Source organism: Acinetobacter pittii, from assembly GCF_034067285.1.
Lineage (GTDB): Bacteria > Pseudomonadota > Gammaproteobacteria > Pseudomonadales > Moraxellaceae > Acinetobacter > Acinetobacter pittii_E.
This window is the reverse complement of the sequence record NZ_CP139286.1, coordinates 1,357,801-1,372,859: the sequence shown is the minus strand read 5'-3', so window position 1 is coordinate 1,372,859 and position 15,059 is coordinate 1,357,801. Positions and strand designations below refer to the sequence as shown.

The 15,059-nt window shown below is 32.9% G+C and carries 23 protein-coding genes and 1 pseudogene; 4 read left to right on the top strand and 20 right to left on the bottom strand.

From position 1 onward, the window contains the following. Positions 1–10 precede the first annotated feature (10 nt). The 3 genes and pseudogenes from SOI81_RS06490 to SOI81_RS06480 form a co-directional block, all read right to left on the bottom strand. The gene (locus SOI81_RS06490) at positions 11–439 is read right to left on the bottom strand and encodes a PPC domain-containing protein (RefSeq protein WP_239975315.1); all 429 of its coding nucleotides are present in this window, start codon (positions 437–439) and stop codon (positions 11–13) included. 21 nt (positions 440–460) lie between these two features. Next, positions 461–559: pseudogene (locus tag SOI81_RS06485) on the bottom strand (hypothetical protein); the annotation flags it as partial. A 45-nt stretch (positions 560–604) separates the two neighbouring features. Beyond that, positions 605–1,717 (bottom strand): OmpW/AlkL family protein, encoded by a 1,113-nt coding sequence (locus SOI81_RS06480; RefSeq protein WP_239975313.1) that lies wholly within the window; start codon positions 1,715–1,717, stop codon positions 605–607. A gap of 378 nt (positions 1,718–2,095) precedes the next feature. On the opposite strand from SOI81_RS06480, the gene yhbS reads away from it, so the two are divergent. Beyond that, positions 2,096–2,602, top strand: a complete 507-nt coding sequence (gene yhbS / locus SOI81_RS06475) for an N-acetyltransferase (protein ID WP_320541412.1) — start codon at positions 2,096–2,098, stop codon at positions 2,600–2,602. Between the two features lie 89 nt (positions 2,603–2,691). On the opposite strand, the gene SOI81_RS06470 is transcribed toward yhbS, so the two are convergent. The 4 genes from SOI81_RS06470 to dgdR all read right to left on the bottom strand — a co-directional run bounded on the left by SOI81_RS06470 (position 2,692) and on the right by dgdR (position 5,041). Then, a complete protein-coding gene (locus SOI81_RS06470) occupies positions 2,692–3,054 on the bottom strand; it encodes a NirD/YgiW/YdeI family stress tolerance protein (RefSeq protein WP_320541411.1) in 363 nt (120 codons plus the stop codon). Positions 3,055–3,296: 242 nt separating this feature from the next. Continuing rightward, positions 3,297–3,584, bottom strand: a complete 288-nt coding sequence (locus SOI81_RS06465; protein ID WP_262456495.1) for a hypothetical protein — start codon at positions 3,582–3,584, stop codon at positions 3,297–3,299. A 272-nt stretch (positions 3,585–3,856) separates the two neighbouring features. Further along, a complete protein-coding gene (locus SOI81_RS06460) occupies positions 3,857–3,988 on the bottom strand; it encodes a hypothetical protein (protein ID WP_032054042.1) in 132 nt (43 codons plus the stop codon). Positions 3,989–4,171: 183 nt separating this feature from the next. Next, complete coding sequence (dgdR, locus tag SOI81_RS06455; protein WP_320541410.1) at positions 4,172–5,041, bottom strand: LysR family transcriptional regulator; 870 nt, start codon at positions 5,039–5,041, stop codon at positions 4,172–4,174. 225 nt (positions 5,042–5,266) lie between these two features. Here dgdR and SOI81_RS06450 point away from each other — a divergent pair, with 225 nt between their 5' ends. Beyond that, complete coding sequence (locus SOI81_RS06450; RefSeq protein WP_320541409.1) at positions 5,267–6,121, top strand: DMT family transporter; 855 nt, start codon at positions 5,267–5,269, stop codon at positions 6,119–6,121. Positions 6,122–6,176: 55 nt separating this feature from the next. Here the strand turns inward: SOI81_RS06450 and SOI81_RS06445 are convergent, their stop codons facing one another. From SOI81_RS06445 to SOI81_RS06430, 4 genes are all read right to left on the bottom strand, one after another. Continuing rightward, the gene (locus tag SOI81_RS06445) at positions 6,177–6,440 is read right to left on the bottom strand and encodes a hypothetical protein (RefSeq protein ID WP_016140646.1); all 264 of its coding nucleotides are present in this window, start codon (positions 6,438–6,440) and stop codon (positions 6,177–6,179) included. A 161-nt stretch (positions 6,441–6,601) separates the two neighbouring features. Next, positions 6,602–7,708, bottom strand: a complete 1,107-nt coding sequence (locus SOI81_RS06440; protein WP_262456490.1) for a minor capsid protein — start codon at positions 7,706–7,708, stop codon at positions 6,602–6,604. A 190-nt stretch (positions 7,709–7,898) separates the two neighbouring features. After that, on the bottom strand, positions 7,899–8,141 hold the full coding sequence (locus SOI81_RS06435; protein ID WP_239975304.1) for a hypothetical protein: 243 nt from the start codon (positions 8,139–8,141) through the stop codon (positions 7,899–7,901). A 581-nt stretch (positions 8,142–8,722) separates the two neighbouring features. Then, on the bottom strand, positions 8,723–9,037 hold the full coding sequence (locus SOI81_RS06430; protein WP_016140643.1) for a winged helix-turn-helix transcriptional regulator: 315 nt from the start codon (positions 9,035–9,037) through the stop codon (positions 8,723–8,725). Positions 9,038–9,147: 110 nt separating this feature from the next. Between SOI81_RS06430 and SOI81_RS06425 the strand changes: the two genes are divergently transcribed. Further along, on the top strand, positions 9,148–9,564 hold the full coding sequence (locus tag SOI81_RS06425; protein WP_320541408.1) for a carboxymuconolactone decarboxylase family protein: 417 nt from the start codon (positions 9,148–9,150) through the stop codon (positions 9,562–9,564). A gap of 10 nt (positions 9,565–9,574) precedes the next feature. Here the strand turns inward: SOI81_RS06425 and SOI81_RS06420 are convergent, their stop codons facing one another. The 7 genes from SOI81_RS06420 to SOI81_RS06390 all read right to left on the bottom strand — a co-directional run bounded on the left by SOI81_RS06420 (position 9,575) and on the right by SOI81_RS06390 (position 13,246). Then, positions 9,575–10,147: a lysozyme gene (locus SOI81_RS06420; protein WP_320541407.1), complete on the bottom strand. Its 573-nt coding sequence runs from the start codon at positions 10,145–10,147 to the stop codon at positions 9,575–9,577. Between the two features lie 16 nt (positions 10,148–10,163). Further along, positions 10,164–10,673 (bottom strand): hotdog fold domain-containing protein, encoded by a 510-nt coding sequence (locus SOI81_RS06415; protein WP_320541406.1) that lies wholly within the window; start codon positions 10,671–10,673, stop codon positions 10,164–10,166. A 180-nt stretch (positions 10,674–10,853) separates the two neighbouring features. After that, positions 10,854–11,054 (bottom strand): hypothetical protein, encoded by a 201-nt coding sequence (locus SOI81_RS06410; protein WP_005073749.1) that lies wholly within the window; start codon positions 11,052–11,054, stop codon positions 10,854–10,856. Between the two features lie 152 nt (positions 11,055–11,206). Continuing rightward, the gene (locus SOI81_RS06405) at positions 11,207–11,665 is read right to left on the bottom strand and encodes a hypothetical protein (protein ID WP_239970349.1); all 459 of its coding nucleotides are present in this window, start codon (positions 11,663–11,665) and stop codon (positions 11,207–11,209) included. A gap of 255 nt (positions 11,666–11,920) precedes the next feature. Then, positions 11,921–12,190: a hypothetical protein gene (locus SOI81_RS06400; protein ID WP_239969218.1), complete on the bottom strand. Its 270-nt coding sequence runs from the start codon at positions 12,188–12,190 to the stop codon at positions 11,921–11,923. Positions 12,191–12,497: 307 nt separating this feature from the next. After that, on the bottom strand, positions 12,498–12,872 hold the full coding sequence (locus SOI81_RS06395) for a TonB C-terminal domain-containing protein (RefSeq protein WP_320541405.1): 375 nt from the start codon (positions 12,870–12,872) through the stop codon (positions 12,498–12,500). Positions 12,873–13,021: 149 nt separating this feature from the next. After that, entirely contained in the window at positions 13,022–13,246 is a 225-nt protein-coding gene (locus SOI81_RS06390) for a hypothetical protein (protein ID WP_320541404.1), read from the bottom strand. Between the two features lie 305 nt (positions 13,247–13,551). Here SOI81_RS06390 and SOI81_RS06385 point away from each other — a divergent pair, with 305 nt between their 5' ends. Beyond that, positions 13,552–14,040: a hypothetical protein gene (locus SOI81_RS06385; protein WP_239969213.1), complete on the top strand. Its 489-nt coding sequence runs from the start codon at positions 13,552–13,554 to the stop codon at positions 14,038–14,040. A 33-nt stretch (positions 14,041–14,073) separates the two neighbouring features. On the opposite strand, the gene SOI81_RS06380 is transcribed toward SOI81_RS06385, so the two are convergent. Together SOI81_RS06380 and SOI81_RS06375 are read right to left on the bottom strand one after the other, a co-directional pair. Then, complete coding sequence (locus SOI81_RS06380) at positions 14,074–14,523, bottom strand: carboxymuconolactone decarboxylase family protein (protein ID WP_239969211.1); 450 nt, start codon at positions 14,521–14,523, stop codon at positions 14,074–14,076. A gap of 20 nt (positions 14,524–14,543) precedes the next feature. Next, the gene (locus SOI81_RS06375) at positions 14,544–14,918 is read right to left on the bottom strand and encodes a cupin domain-containing protein (RefSeq protein WP_262456613.1); all 375 of its coding nucleotides are present in this window, start codon (positions 14,916–14,918) and stop codon (positions 14,544–14,546) included. Positions 14,919–15,059 lie beyond the last annotated feature (141 nt).

Genomic DNA, 15,059 nt, shown 5'->3' with positions numbered 1-15,059 from the left:
TTATCAATTCTTATTTTTTTACTTTATTTAAAAGTTCAAGGTCTAAATTATATTTCACAGTTTTATTTTTACGGGCACTATTACGCATTTGATAAACTTGAATAATATAATCACCATCGGCTGGTAAAATTAGCTCTCCTTTAAAACCTACTGTTGAGCCAATCAATAATGCTGTATCTTTACCAGGTTTTGTTCCGGGTGCAAAAATATTAATGTAGGCTAAATTACCAAGACTATTAATATCAAACTTTAATATTTGACCTTTTTTTGCATAAATTCTATACCGCACATCATTATAGCCCTGAAATTTTCCAGTTAAATTAGTATGCGGTGAACCTTGTAAAAAATTAACTTTTTGTTCAATATTTTTTGCATAAATAGTAAATGAAGTCATTGAGATTAATGATGTTAAAAATAAAGTTTTAATGATTTTTTTCAATTTCCAACCCTCAAAATATTTTTAAATTATTATATTAAAAATAGTTTTATAGAATTTTACTTTATGTATAAGTTTAATAAGTAATAGTTGTTTTTTATAAATAGTAACAAATAAGGTATCTCAAAAATTTAATATTATTAATTCTGAGATACCTTTTTTTAAAACTTAGAATCGATACCCTACCCCTAAATAGGTAATCAGCGGATCAATATCAACTTTTGTTGTTGCATGTATTAAGCGAGTCCCAGTATTTTGATTAACTACATCAATTTGTGCTTTGTTGTTTAGTTTTGCATATGATACTGAAGCAACCGTATACCATGAGTCATTAAAATCATAGGTAAAACCAGCAGTAAAAATAGGGGCTATTGCATCATCTGTATCGACATTAACCACCATTTTTCCGCTCGACTCTTTTCGATCTAAAGCCGCTCCAGCTTTACCATCTAAGACATTTTGAATCATATGACCTGCGGAGACTAAATCAGAGTGAATTCCATCATTAAGTTTAATATCATTAAAATGAGCATACATTAAGCCCGCACCAATATAAGGTCTAAACTTATTTACTCCGCTTCTACCAAATTGGTATTGTGCTTCTATCGTAGGTGTCCAGGCTCGAATAGATGCCGCTTTAGATTTATTTCCTAAGTTAGTAATTGGAATCGCTTGACCCAAGGCAATCCCATTCGGAAAAAGGTATTTTACCAAGTCAAACGGAGACATGGCGACTCCACTTAATGGCGCTAAGATTTCTCCTTTACCTTTAACGTCCACTTTAGGTGGAATTCCGCCAATAAATTGTAAAGACACATTATCATTCAGATAATAGTTAAAGGTTAATCCCAACGTATCTACATCATCAACTTCAAGCCCTGCATCATTTTGTTGCCAGTTTTCGATTCCTCGAACCGTCGCAATACCTGAAACTTCAGGTTTAATATTGCCATCTGCATCAAGAATAATTTCTCGCATAGACTTCTCTTTGAGAACCAGGTCTAGAAATTCTTTTTGATTAAAGACTCCGCCGCCCAAATCTACCTCTGTGGCATTTGGATCAACAGAGTTTAAAAAGCTTGTTGTTGAAATAGTGCCAACTTTAGCAGCAGTTCCATTTTTAACAGCGGTATTAATATTAAACGGATTAGCTTTACCTTGTGGCATTACATGTAACCATCCAGCAGATACAGAGAATCTTTTAAATCCTTCCGCATAACTCATGCTTGTTATTACAGATAATGAGCTCACTATTGCTATTTTTATTACTCTTTTTTTCATTTTTATTCCATCCTAGAAATATATTGCTGATTTTGCAATATATGTATGGAATATAGCCAAGTTGCCTTTTTTATCAATCAGTATATTTATTAAACAAAATTAATTTAGATAACTCTATCAATTTATAGCATTAATTATATGAAATAGTTATCTAATTTTTCTGACGAATGGCATAAATAAAGTTAAAAATAATTTAACGTTTGGTAAAATAATAAAAATAAGGCTTATATGAGTTAGCTATCATAATTGAATTACTTAGACTAAAATCTAAATAGATATTTAAATTTCTTTTATGGATATTTCGACAAAAACCAATAAAGAGAACTTATCTAACTGTTAAGCCGTATAGCTAATCAATAAATCTGGAAGAGTTTTTTAATGAATATTATTATTCGTGATGAGCAAGATAAAGATATTGAAGCGATAGAAAAACTAACAAAAGCAGCTTTTGAAAATGCTGAGCACACAAGTCATACCGAACATTTTATTGTTAATAGTTTAAGAACTCACGGTCAACTCATTATTTCTCTAGTGGCAATTGAAGATGGCTCTATTATTGGCCATGTTGCCATTTCACCCGTTCAAATAAGTTCAGGTGAAATAGGTTGGTATGGTTTAGGTCCTATTTCTGTTCACCCCGCTAAACAAGGTCGTGGTATTGGCTCACTCCTCATGAATAAATCATTGGAAAAATTAAAAAAACTCGAAGCACAAGGATGTGTTTTATTAGGTGATCCAAGCTATTACAACAGATTTGGTTTTAAAAATTATCCTGAGCTAATTCTGCCTGATGTACCGAGTGAGTATTTTCAAGCTCTAACTTTCTCCGGCAATATTCCAAAAGCGAATGTTGCATATCATGAGGCATTTAATGCGACACAATAATAGAAAGTTATTGTCTTTAAAAGAAAACTCCTAAAAGTAGGAGTTTTCTTTTTATTAAGATGAATACGATTTATGCAAATTAAACTGTTTTATTTAACTCGTTCAATCTGAAAAACTTCAATATCGGTAGGTTTAACTCTATGCTTATCTACCTCTCCCACCACACGGACTTTATCCCCTGCTTTTAACTGTAAAGGCTTCCATAAGTCATCATCGATATCAATAATGATGGAACCAGTTGCATCTTTGAGCTCAAAATGATCACCAGCAATATGCTTTACAATAGTTCCTGTTAAAGTTACCCCAGCTTCATCAGCTAAAGTTTTTATTTTAGATACTGCGACTACATTCTTTGTCGCTTCTTTTAATAAAGCAGCATCTGGTTTAGCCATCACAGCATTACTACCTAATAAAGCACATCCAGCCAATGCTGTTAAAAGTATTTTTTTCATTACAATTTCCTGTTTTATAATAGTCTTAGTTATATAAACAAATTCTTTTAAAGTTATAGATTTAGCTTTTGTGGTTTTTTGTATCTTATTAAAGGCTTTGTTTAAAAAGATAAATTAAAACACGGAATAATTTTATGAGTTCTACTGTTTAACTCTATTTTTCACTTAAAGTTTTTTGTTCAATTTACTCAAGAAAAAGTGTCCGTAAGTAAATTGAACTCATTTAAAAAATCACTTAATTTTTAAACAACAAGCTGTCCTAAATCCATTAAAACATTCATGGCTTCTGTCTCTTCTTCTGTTTGCATAACAATTATTCTGTCATAAGAAATTCCACCAATCTCAATATAAATTTTCGGATGTGGAAGTTGGGGAATATAGACTTTTAGCGGCTGATAAAGAGCAAGAAGATAACCAAATGAATCATAAGGATAATGGTCATTTTTTAATGACTTTTTTATCACGACATAATGGTTCAATATATTTAATATAAAACCATATTCATTTTCAGAGTGAAATTTAGCATCCATACCCACCTCCTTGATTCATTTATATTTTTATAATCAAATTTAAAGGTTAAATTTCTGAACTGATGATATTTAAACAAGTTATTTTAAATATAGAGTTCTATTTAAAATAATGAGTTTCAAATTTAAATATATTTAAAACCTAGTGTACTAGTCAACATATTTTGAACAGTGCCGTTAAAAATAAATATTTTGAGTTACAAATCACACTTTGGTATAAGAATAAAAGATATAAAAAAACCCATCTTACGACGGGCTTTAGAGATTTAACTAGGTTATGAATCCTTATCCATTGAATGTGGAGTCGTGGTTTTATCTTGCTGGTTTGTGTCGTTTTCACCTTGGCAAGCGCTCACACTTAAAGCAATAAAAGCAGCTAAACCTAAGGACGCTATAATTTTTGTCATGTTTCACCTCATGAATTGTTTAGATTAATGAGTTAATAAATACTTTTTATTAGTTTTACGATCAGCATAGGTTTCTAGGCTTTTTTGTAGATTTAACGCAAAAATGTAAAGCTATTTAGATATATCTTAAATTTCAAAACAAAATGTGCAAACAAATATAAGTAGTTCCCCAAAATGTTAAAATCAAACATTAACCGAATGCCGAAGTGTTTTGATGAGTAAGTCATATAAGTGATCTACAGCTTTTGATTCTAAAGATGCTCTACTTCGATAGACAGCGGCCTCCATCGGTTCTAAAGGTCCAAGGCCATGATCAGCCCCCAATATCGTTAAATGCTCGGGTGCACTACACTGTGTGAACACAGCAATTGCTAAACCACTTTCAACTGCTGCAATTTGGCCTGCTAAGCTTGAACTGTTATATACCACACGATAACGGCGTCCTTGTAATGCTAAGGAATTAATCGCACTCTTTTTTGCTTGGCTGGTACTTTCATAAACTGCAATTGGAAGTGGGTCTTCTCGCCAAAGCTCAAACTGTGGGGAGCCTACCCACACCATCGGTTCATGAAATAAAAGTGTGCCTTGACGAGCGTTATCTCTTGAAATTAATGCCAAATCTATATCCCCATTTTCTACCCGCGGTATTAACGAAGTAGATTGCTCACAGATCAACTCGATTTCAACTCCTCCATAACGTGGCGCAAAACGCTTCAGTACGGGCGTTAAATATTTCGCTGCATAATCATCGGGTACCCCAAGACGTATACGCCCTTTCAGTTCATCTCCGTGAAATGCCATTTGAGCTTCAGCATGCAAGTCAAGAATACGACGTGCATAACCTAAAAGTAGCTGCCCTTGCGACGTTAATTCAATTTGTCGATGTGTTCGTATTAAAAGTTGGCAATGTAGCGCTTCTTCTAGTTTTTTCAATTGCATGCTAACAGCAGACTGTGAGCGGTATAACTCAGGGGCTGCATTCGATAGTGAGCCTGTATCTACTACGGTGACAAAACACTTTAACCAATCGATCTGTAGGTTTTTTAAATTCATGAGGATTTATCTATTCGATTTTCAAATAGTATATAAAAGAATTATGCGCTTTTCTTTATTTGTTGTCTCTCTCATACTGAAATTAGAAGAAGTTAAACCAATTCATTTTTCTTAAAAAAGTTATCCATGAATTGCTTAATGACTAAATAAACCTTTAATCACTGTACTTAAAAATTATTTTATCACTTCGTATTTCTTAGATATTACGCACTAGGAGGAGGTTTTATGCGCCTAAATAAACAGCTGCTCGCATCACAAAGTGCGACATCTATTTTCGTTTTACTTTGGGGAAGTGCCGCGATTTTTACTCGATGGGGACTCGATAATGCCTCACCCATAGCATTATTAATTCTAAGATTTTCTATCGCTTTGATTGTTCTGTTGTTACTTGCGATTTTCAGAAAAAGGTTCTTACCCAAGCACGGAACTCGAAAGCAAGTTTTACTGACTGGATTGCTCATGATTGCAGGTTATTCAATCTGTTATTTCAAAGCGATGGCTCACGGGGTTACTCCTGGTTTAATGGCAACAATCATGGGAATACAGCCAATCTTGACGCTTTGTCTTCTAGAAAAGAATTTACAAAAAGAAAGATTATTAGGGCTATTTATTGCTTTAGCCGGACTCATCCTTTTAGTGTGGAAAAGTCTGACTATATCTTTTATCGCTCCAATTGGCATATGCTTTGCCTTGGCTGCACTGATCTGTATAACGTTTGGCGCCATCATGCAAAAGAATATTCAACAAGCTCCAACTGATATCTTACCGCTCCAATATGTAGTCAGTCTTGTCGTTTGCTTATTTATAGTTCCGTTTGAACATTTTGAAATAATGTGGAATTCACAACTCATTATTTCGGTGTTATTTCTTGGAATTTTAATTTCTGTAGTTGCTCAACTTTTACTTTACCGGCTTCTAAGTCAGGGCAATATTGTAAATGTTACAAGCTTGTTTTATTTAGTCCCTGTGGTTACTGCAATTTTAGATTTTCTAATTTTGAAAAATAAGTTGCCACTGGCAGGTTTAATTGGAATGATGGCAATTTTAATAGGCTTAATGCTTGTATTTAAAAAGAAATAAATCATTTAAAATTTAGTCTAAAACCCTCGGGTGAGGGCTTTAGAAGGATTGAAAACTAGTCTAAATTTTTCCAATCTTTGCCGATTTGAGCGAGTGCGGGAAGTTCATCACTGTTAAACACATTAGAATTGCGATCAATAGCAAATCGATAGATGGGTACAGAATCAGCTTCTATTTTTTTATAGAAGCTAAAATTTTCAGTAATATGATAATTGCCAGCTTCTGTAGATTTTACAGCCGCTCCTGATGGGATATGGATATAACTTTCACATTCCACTTCAACATTATTTCCGTCAAGATCTTGGTAGGAAAATTTCATATTCTCATCCTTTTTAACTTTTTATGATTGAGAAAAACTTAACATGCTACCTGACTAAATAATGGAAACTTTTTTCAACTAATTGTTTAAGTGTGTATATTTAGTTAAAACCAAAAAAGTTATTTAAGATAAAAATCCTATCCAAATGCTGCGGTCCTCAATCACAATCCCAAAGCTTTAAAAGCCCGCTCATCCAGTTCTTTAAGCTCCTCAAGTGTATATAATCGCCCTTCTGGATCAAAAAACTTATCAAAATCGAATTCCCCTTCTTTATATAGTTGATACCTTTTAGGTCCTAGCCACTCTTTTTGAAAGAAATCATCTGTCAATTTAAAAAATTCTTTAAAAGAAGTATTTGCATCTAATTGACCAGTTAATTGTTCACGTTCACTTTTAGGAATATCCTTAAATTTTCTTTCATCCATAATGAAAGCTCGGCTGCCTACGAGCTGACCATCTTCATGTGTTGGAATTAAAATACTACGACAATGAGGATGTAGAGGAGGAACTTTCTTTGTAGGATCATTGATGGTCCAGACACTACTATCAAGTGCAGCACACACTTTAGAGGTTCTTCCATCAAGGACACTTACAAATCTGACATATTCAAACTTTAACTGTTTATAGCTATTTAAATAGGCCTGATTGGATATATGGCTTCGAATTGTACGTACAGTTCGTTCAATATCTGCCTTTGTGCTATTTAATAGTCCATCTTCATATTTAAGGCGTTTAGTACCCTGAATCCTTTGAATAATTTGTTGATTTGTGGCTCCAGTATTAAGGCCATCCCGAATTGCATATTCGACACGTTGACGCGCCACCTCTACAATTTTCAAGAGCAACTCATCTACCAATGCGCCACCTGCTAAAGGAACACGTTTAGCAGCTTTATAGAGCTGTTCACCTTTTAACTCTTTATGTTTACCACCAAAAATTTTTGACATATATCTGGCTTCATAGACAGCCAATGCCACAGCAGAGACGGTAAACGTATCAATGAGTGCATCATTCGTTACATTAAACCATTGAGAAATTAGTGCACGTATCTCTTTTAATGGAGCTGTTGAGTAAAGCCCACCTGCTAGCGCTGTTTTTTCCTTTTCATTTAGTCCATCTAACAAATTACTTAACTTGGTAAGCATGTTAACCGTTTCGGAATTAAATAAATTAAGAAGCTCATTGACCGATCTTGAGGATGCTCGATATAGATAAGCCTGATGTTGAGTCAGAACATCAAAAAGTGATTTCTGGTGAAGATTAACCATAAATTACCTCTACAGAAGTGCCTTTTTTGTTATTTTCTATTTGCCCGTCTTCCCTTACATATTCGTTATTTATTAATATTTTCAGTATCTCTAGAAGAAGTTATGACTAACAAGTGTAGCTACGTAAAGTTATTTAGCTAACAGCTCATCCTTGTAATTTATGTCTTTATAAAATTGTTTGATGCCTAGACTAAATAGAGTCATTCATACTGAGTAACACAGCATTACTCGGAATATTTTTAAGTATTTTCTTTTGTTGTTTTCGCCATTCTTTATGAAATTTTTTATCAGATTGTTCGGAAAAACTGTCTCTATGCTTTTGACAATCAGTATCTTCTAAATTTGCTGATTGTATACATGGCCAATTGTTTAATTGAGGTGTCAAAACCGCATTACTCATCAATGAGAGTTCTTCTAATCTAATCAAATTCATATTTACTTCCTTGCTTACATCCGCCCTGATTCTTCAAAATGTTCACTCCAAACGTTATTTGAATCATTTAACCGCTATTGCTTCGTTCCCAAAGCCAATCTAATCGGGGCTTACACACAAATACCACACACTCCAGAATACAAAGTGCAAGTTTTGTGTCTTGGTTTACTATTGATGTAACTTGCTATATGCCTCAATAAATTAAGTACAAATAGAATAAGTAAGCTATTTAAAGGTTTTCTTCTCTACTCCCCTAAATTCAGTTATACTGTTCTTAGTATGAGATGAGCCTTATATAGTTCATTGGTAGATCAATGAATGACTAAGCCCTTCGCTTTCGAGCAAGGGCTTTTTTAATGCGTATATTCTGAAAAATTTAATTTTAGCTGACTCAGCAATTCAAGCCTCAGTTTGCCTTTACAGAGCAGGTCTGTTAGATTGGTCTTGTTCATCAACTCCTATTGTCGATGAATACTGAAGCCTGATTCGTAGCATCAGGCTTTTTTTATGCCTAAAATTTTATAGATATTGTTCTTTAACTTAATTTCATCTTCTGGCGTCATAATCTAAAAATAGCTGAACTATCTTGCTTTTAACCAAGTACCTACTTCTTTTAGCACCTCAACCAAGCCGTTTAATTTCTTGCCATCTTCAGTTAAAGAATACTCAACTTTAACAGGAACTTCCGCAAAAACTTCCCTATTAATAAATCCTTCTTCTTCGAGAAAACGCAATTCCAAAGTTAACATTCTTTGAGAAATATTAGGAATGGCACGTCTTAACTCATTGAAACGCATAGGTCGTTCGATGAGAAATGAAATAATTAACATTCTCCAACGACCACCCAATACAGTCATTGCTTCTTCTACAGAACAGCCAGAAATATTATCTTTCATTGATGATATAGGTATAAAAAATATACCTATATAACAAAATAGTGCCTAATTTACAATCTATACCTAGTGATAAATAATAGATTTTTATCACGCAAATGCTGGCCTATATTATGGAATATAAAGAAGTTGCAAAAAAAACGATTAATCATTTGTACTCTGCACATGCCTCAATTCGAAGCTCTGGAATTGATCCACAATTAATAGCTTTAGCTGAGTTATATGTGTCACAAATTAACGGCTGTGCTTACTGCTGTGCTTTTCATGCACAGGAATTAAGAGACATGGGTATGAGCCAAGAAGTTATTGATAAAATTCCGGGCTATAAATATTCGAATGTCTTTTCTAAGAAACAACTGATTGCACTCGAACTTGCAGAAGCAGTCACTTTTTTATCTGAAAAAATTGAAACTGTAAAAGCTCACTTAGCAGAGTATTTCAGTGAAAGAGAGATTGTAGAGTTAACGACTAGCATTTCACTCATGGGAGCATTAAACAGGCTTAGAATTACCTTAGGGGATAAAGCTTAATTCATTAAAGCTATGGAGATGAAAATAATTTCTTTTCCATGGCACGCCGTCTCACCAATCCCGGTAAACGCTTACCTCCTGCGTTTACCCATACATCAAACTGATTCGCAGCCTCTTTGTAATCACCTGAATTTAATTTTTTTAGTAAGGTCGAGTTTTTAAAAGCACCCGTCCCAATGTTGTAGGTTAGAGATACTAATGCATCGAATTGATTTTGCGTTAAAGGAACTTTTACAGCGTTATTTACGGCATGTTCAAATATTTTTAAATCATGCTGCATATAAGCCTTGGCCTGCTCAAGGGTACATGTGTCACCTTTTTGAACGCTCACACCATTGGGATATCTTGTTGTACCATAACCGATACTCCACACGCCTACTCCATCATCATAAGCACTGAGTCTTAGTCCTTCAAAATTACAAATGTGGTTTATACCGACCTGACTAAGAGACATCTCATCAACAGCGAAACCAACTTCTTCAGTGCCGTTATCAGTTGCTGTAGCAATGAGACTATTATTAGCATCACTTGACCGAGACATACCAGTAAAAAATTTGTGAAGATAATCCAATATTTTTTGCATTTAACCCTCTGTCATATTACTTTTTCTCTGTAACCCAAAGCGTAATATACCCTTGAACTACAGGCTGTCCATCTGCTCTATAGGCATTTACTTTTATTTGTATATCGCCAACTTTCCATTCTTCATCAATTGTTGCGACGACTTTAATATCAGAATCGGCTTTGGCAACATAATTTACGGTCATGCCTTTAGGTAGCCATCTTAAATGTTGAGGAATAGATGCTTCCGTTAGTACACCCATAACAAATTCTAATCCATTACATATGGCAATAACGTGAACTGTTCCTATGTGATTTTCGACTGATTTATTCTTTTTGATGAAAGCTTCGCACATGTCAGCATCTAGCTTTTGAATAACCGGATTTACCGTTTGAAAATATGGAGCAACGCGGCTAACAACTTTTGACAATAACGTTAATCCACCTGGTATTCCTTTTAAAGTTCTAAAAGCGAGCAAAACGTCATTAATTGGTGGTACAACGTTATGTTTGATTTTGTTGGCAAATTTATAAATATAATTACTCATAGTTTTACTTCTGGCTGAGAATAAGAATTTAATAAATATATAGCCTTATATCTCTAGACTCATTGCTTAACTCTCATTTTTTTAAGTCATTGATGATAATTTTTGAATAACATTTAGATTTTTTTTGTTCAACCAAATATGCTAAAAATTAAAATGCCCAATATTGAATTGGGCTATGGATTACTCTTCAACTTCTATCGGATCACCATCTTCAGGGCGAATATGCCGCTCACCATCATCGGCCGGATCTACACTAGAGCCATCTTTGGTAATAGTGTTATATAACTCATCCTCTTTTTTATCATCGATAAATTCTTCATCTGCAAAATCAAGAGGTTCTTCATCATCGTCAAAATTTAAGGGTTTTTCTTCATCAATCATGAGATTTATCCTTTACTTAACTTGTGTTATTCCATGCTTAAATAATTGAAAGATACATTCAATCCTAAACATTCACCATTTGTGTAACAGACACTTTAAGATACATTTGCTAAAAAACCGCCATAAAAGGCGGTTTATAAATCTTATACATTTTAAGAGGGCAATTTATTATTTTTAAGATAATCATCTGATTTAAAATAATTAACAATCATTTCTGCATTTTCTTCTTTTTCAGGTAAAGTGGTTACTGGAATACTTTCATTTCCCAGACTAAAACCTTGAGGCACTAACTGTGAAATTGGCGGAAATTTAGGTTTTCCACCCTCAGTGATCCTTTCAATAAATCCCGCTAACCATAAAATAAATTCCCCTTCATTTTCAAATTTAGGTATAAGACTAAAATCAATTTTTACTGAGCATTGCTCAGTAGGTTTGGTTAAGCAGTCTTCAAAATTAATAAAGTTATACTTTAATTTAAATTCAGTCCCTTTTATGGTATTACGAATTAGACCGACCAAACAATTTAAGTTCTCTATCATGTCATCAGAAAACAAGTTGTCATTTTTAATTTTTTTATAAACCTTATCCGCTATAGCTAGATATTTTGGCATCATAACCTCCTATCTTCTTATGAGTATATTCATATACTTTTTTAATCTATAATTTTTTTATGTAATATAGGGTAAAACTCATAAACCTAATGTAAAAAGTATAGGTACTTTGCAAGTTAACATTAAAATCAATCACACTTTAAACACTAAAATGCAAAATAAATCACATTAATTCCCATATAAAAAGTCTTTTTTGAAAAATTTACTTTCAATCTTTGCTATAAATTATTAATAATTTTTGCTCAATAAAATTTTTTAATTTTTATTATTTTCTAGATGATTCAAAATACTACTAATTTTTAGAAGTAAATAACCAAACAACAGTCCATTAAATATAATAAAAAGACCTATGGTAATCATTTCTGTAGACCATACTTGAATAATGTCTAAATTATCATTTCTTGTTTCAACTTGCCCATATGACAAAATAAAGGCTATTCCTAAAACAATTCCGAATAAAATTATGCACCACGCTACGACTTTAGTAGCTTTACTCTCGCTATGAGATTTCATTACTTCACTCATATATTTTCTAGACATTTTTATAAATTCACTTATTTTTTATAATGATTTTTACTCTTTTAAAGTTTTCTTTATGTTACCTTTTGATAGTAATGTAATTAATTTTTATATTTTTTTAATTTATAAATAATATGTCTTATTTTCTAACTACACTGAAATGTTAGCTTGCTACTTTTGAAGTTGAATTTAGCTCTTAAAGATCACTTCAACGCAGCTAAAACCTAATATATCAAAGCTATAAATAACCAAAGAGCAAATTTAATTTCCCTTAAAAATTATAAATTGCTCTCAGTGTTTAAACATAACTGACTTATTTTGCTTGAAATTTCATATTGAATTTTCTTGCTTGCTTTCTTGCCTCAGGATTAGAGGGTAAAACAAATGGACTTGCACGCCATATCGCTTTTTCAATACTTGTTTTAAATTTTTGCTCTTCTTTATCTAAAAAGATAATTTGCTCAATTTCACCACTATCCGTTAAAAAGACTTTTACACTTGCACTCATGCCTGTAGAAGACTTTGGAATATCCCATATTTTATAAATTTTCTTTTGATATTGTTTTTTATATTTCTCAGCTTCTGAGGTAATTTTAGTATCAGTCACTTGAACAGGAGTAGTTTGTTTATGACCTGTATTACACCCAACTAACAAAAATAAAGAAGCAATAATAGTAAAAATTTTCATATAAAGTACCTTTTTTCAATCATTAAAATTTAACAGTTTAAAATTTAAAAAACTACCTAAAGGTGATATCGATTATTGATTACGTTGAGTCAGCAAAGGTGTTAAGCCACCTTTGCTCATCCTTTTGTTAATTTACTAATTGGTTTGCTTTAAAAAGCAATTTCATAACGGAAATTCATATTGGAATTTTCCGGCATATTATAGATATCTTGATCAGTAAAAAGTCCATGATCTGGTGTTTTAAAACTACTAAATGCTTTATTGACTGGAACAACTGGAGGTTTATTTAAATAATTTTCTTGAGAATTATATGTTGATGAGGCACAACCAACTAGCCCAAAACCCAATAAAGAAATAATTAAAAATGTCTTCATAAATTCCGCCCACTTTTATAAAAACCAAACAATCTAGCAAATTAAATAACGATTGTCACATCAGAATAGTTTAGATTTACTTAATAATTAAGTACTTACAAGCCTTTTGATAAATAATAAATTATTGATAGATAAATATTAAATTAGATAATAGACAGGTGCTTTGAATTGAACATTTTTTTAATTTAAATCTTAATATTTATCTGAAGTCATCAATAGAGCTTCATATACAGCACTATATATCCCTTGGTTATTTACCAATTGATCATCTGGTCTAAAAAACGGCCCCAAAATTCCAAATTTTAATGTTACAATACAGTGATTTACTCAATTTCAATTGGACTTCCAAAGAAATGAATAGATTTTTATTAACTTTTTTATTTTTAAATATTGGGCTTTTTTCTTCTTCCGCATTTGCTGAAACAAACACATTTCAAACGAAACAAGAATATAACCGCCCTAAATTTAATCAGCATAAAAGCATGCTTGAAGTGAACGCAAACTCTCAAGATCAAAAGCTGAGTGAACAACAAAATGTAGATTTTTTTGAAATTGCAAAACAATATCAAGAAAATGAAACGAGACCTTCCTCTTTTACTGATGACACAGTAAATATGAGTGATCATGAGCGTAGTCTTTATTACATTAGACATCATGATAATGTGGGTATTCAAAGAGAAATTCGTGGCCAACAATTTAGATCGCTCAAACAACAGCGAGATAAAGGTGTGATTTCTAATGATGCCTATAAAGAAAAAGTCTATAAAATTTTAGAAAAACCTACTTTTAGGTAGATTCAAAGCCCTCTTAGGAGGGCTTTTTAAATTTTACTTTGCAGCTTGTGGAGTATTTCTAAAACTAATCGCCATACGGTTATATGCATTCATCAAACTAATCGCTATCGTCAAATCAACCAGTTCTTTTTCCTCAAATACAGAATGAGCAAGTTGATAAACATCGTCAGGTACACCAGTCGTAGACACTTTAGTTACTGACTCTGCCCAAGCTAAAGCTGCTCTTTCTCTTTCATCAAAGAGATGACCACCCTCTTGCCAAGCTTGAACTAAAGCAAGTTTCTCAATTGCTACCCCTTTCTTGATTAAGTCTCTGGTATGCATATCCAAACAATATGCACAGTTATTAATCTGCGATATCCGTAGATAAACCAATTCAACTAAGTCTGTTGGTAAACCGCTTTGCATGACATAGCTATAGACACCACCTAGAGCTTTAACCCCTGCTGGAGCGACCTGATTATAATCAATACGTTGAACCATAATAGACACCTATTCACTTTCTATTTTACTGGGGTAACTAATTCTTTATCGTCAGTATCGACAACAAATACTGCTAATAACTTTGCTGGTTTAGTCTTACTTACATTACGACTAATAGAATGAACCGCTCCTGGTTCTTCAAACCAGCTCTGACCAGCCTGATAAATTTTCGGCTTCTCATTATTCACCTTAGACTCAATGCTGCCTTCCACTACATATGCATATATAAAAGATGACTTCGCATGAGTGTGAGGAATTGAAGCCCCGCCTGGTGGATAATCAACTTCTAAAGCAATAAGAGATTTGCCCGGTATATTAGGAATTGTGTGTTCAAAATTAGGTGTAACTTTTTCAACTAATTCATGTGCCATAGAGGGTGTAATACTCACAAGCATTAGACCTAAACTTAAAAAGAATCTTTTTTTGATCATTTCCATTTCAAATTAAACCTACACAAAGTTAGGGAGTTGTTTTTATTTTATAGATCCGTAGTATAAATTCATGAACCAAAAATGTACTAAAAGGCTGTACCACGC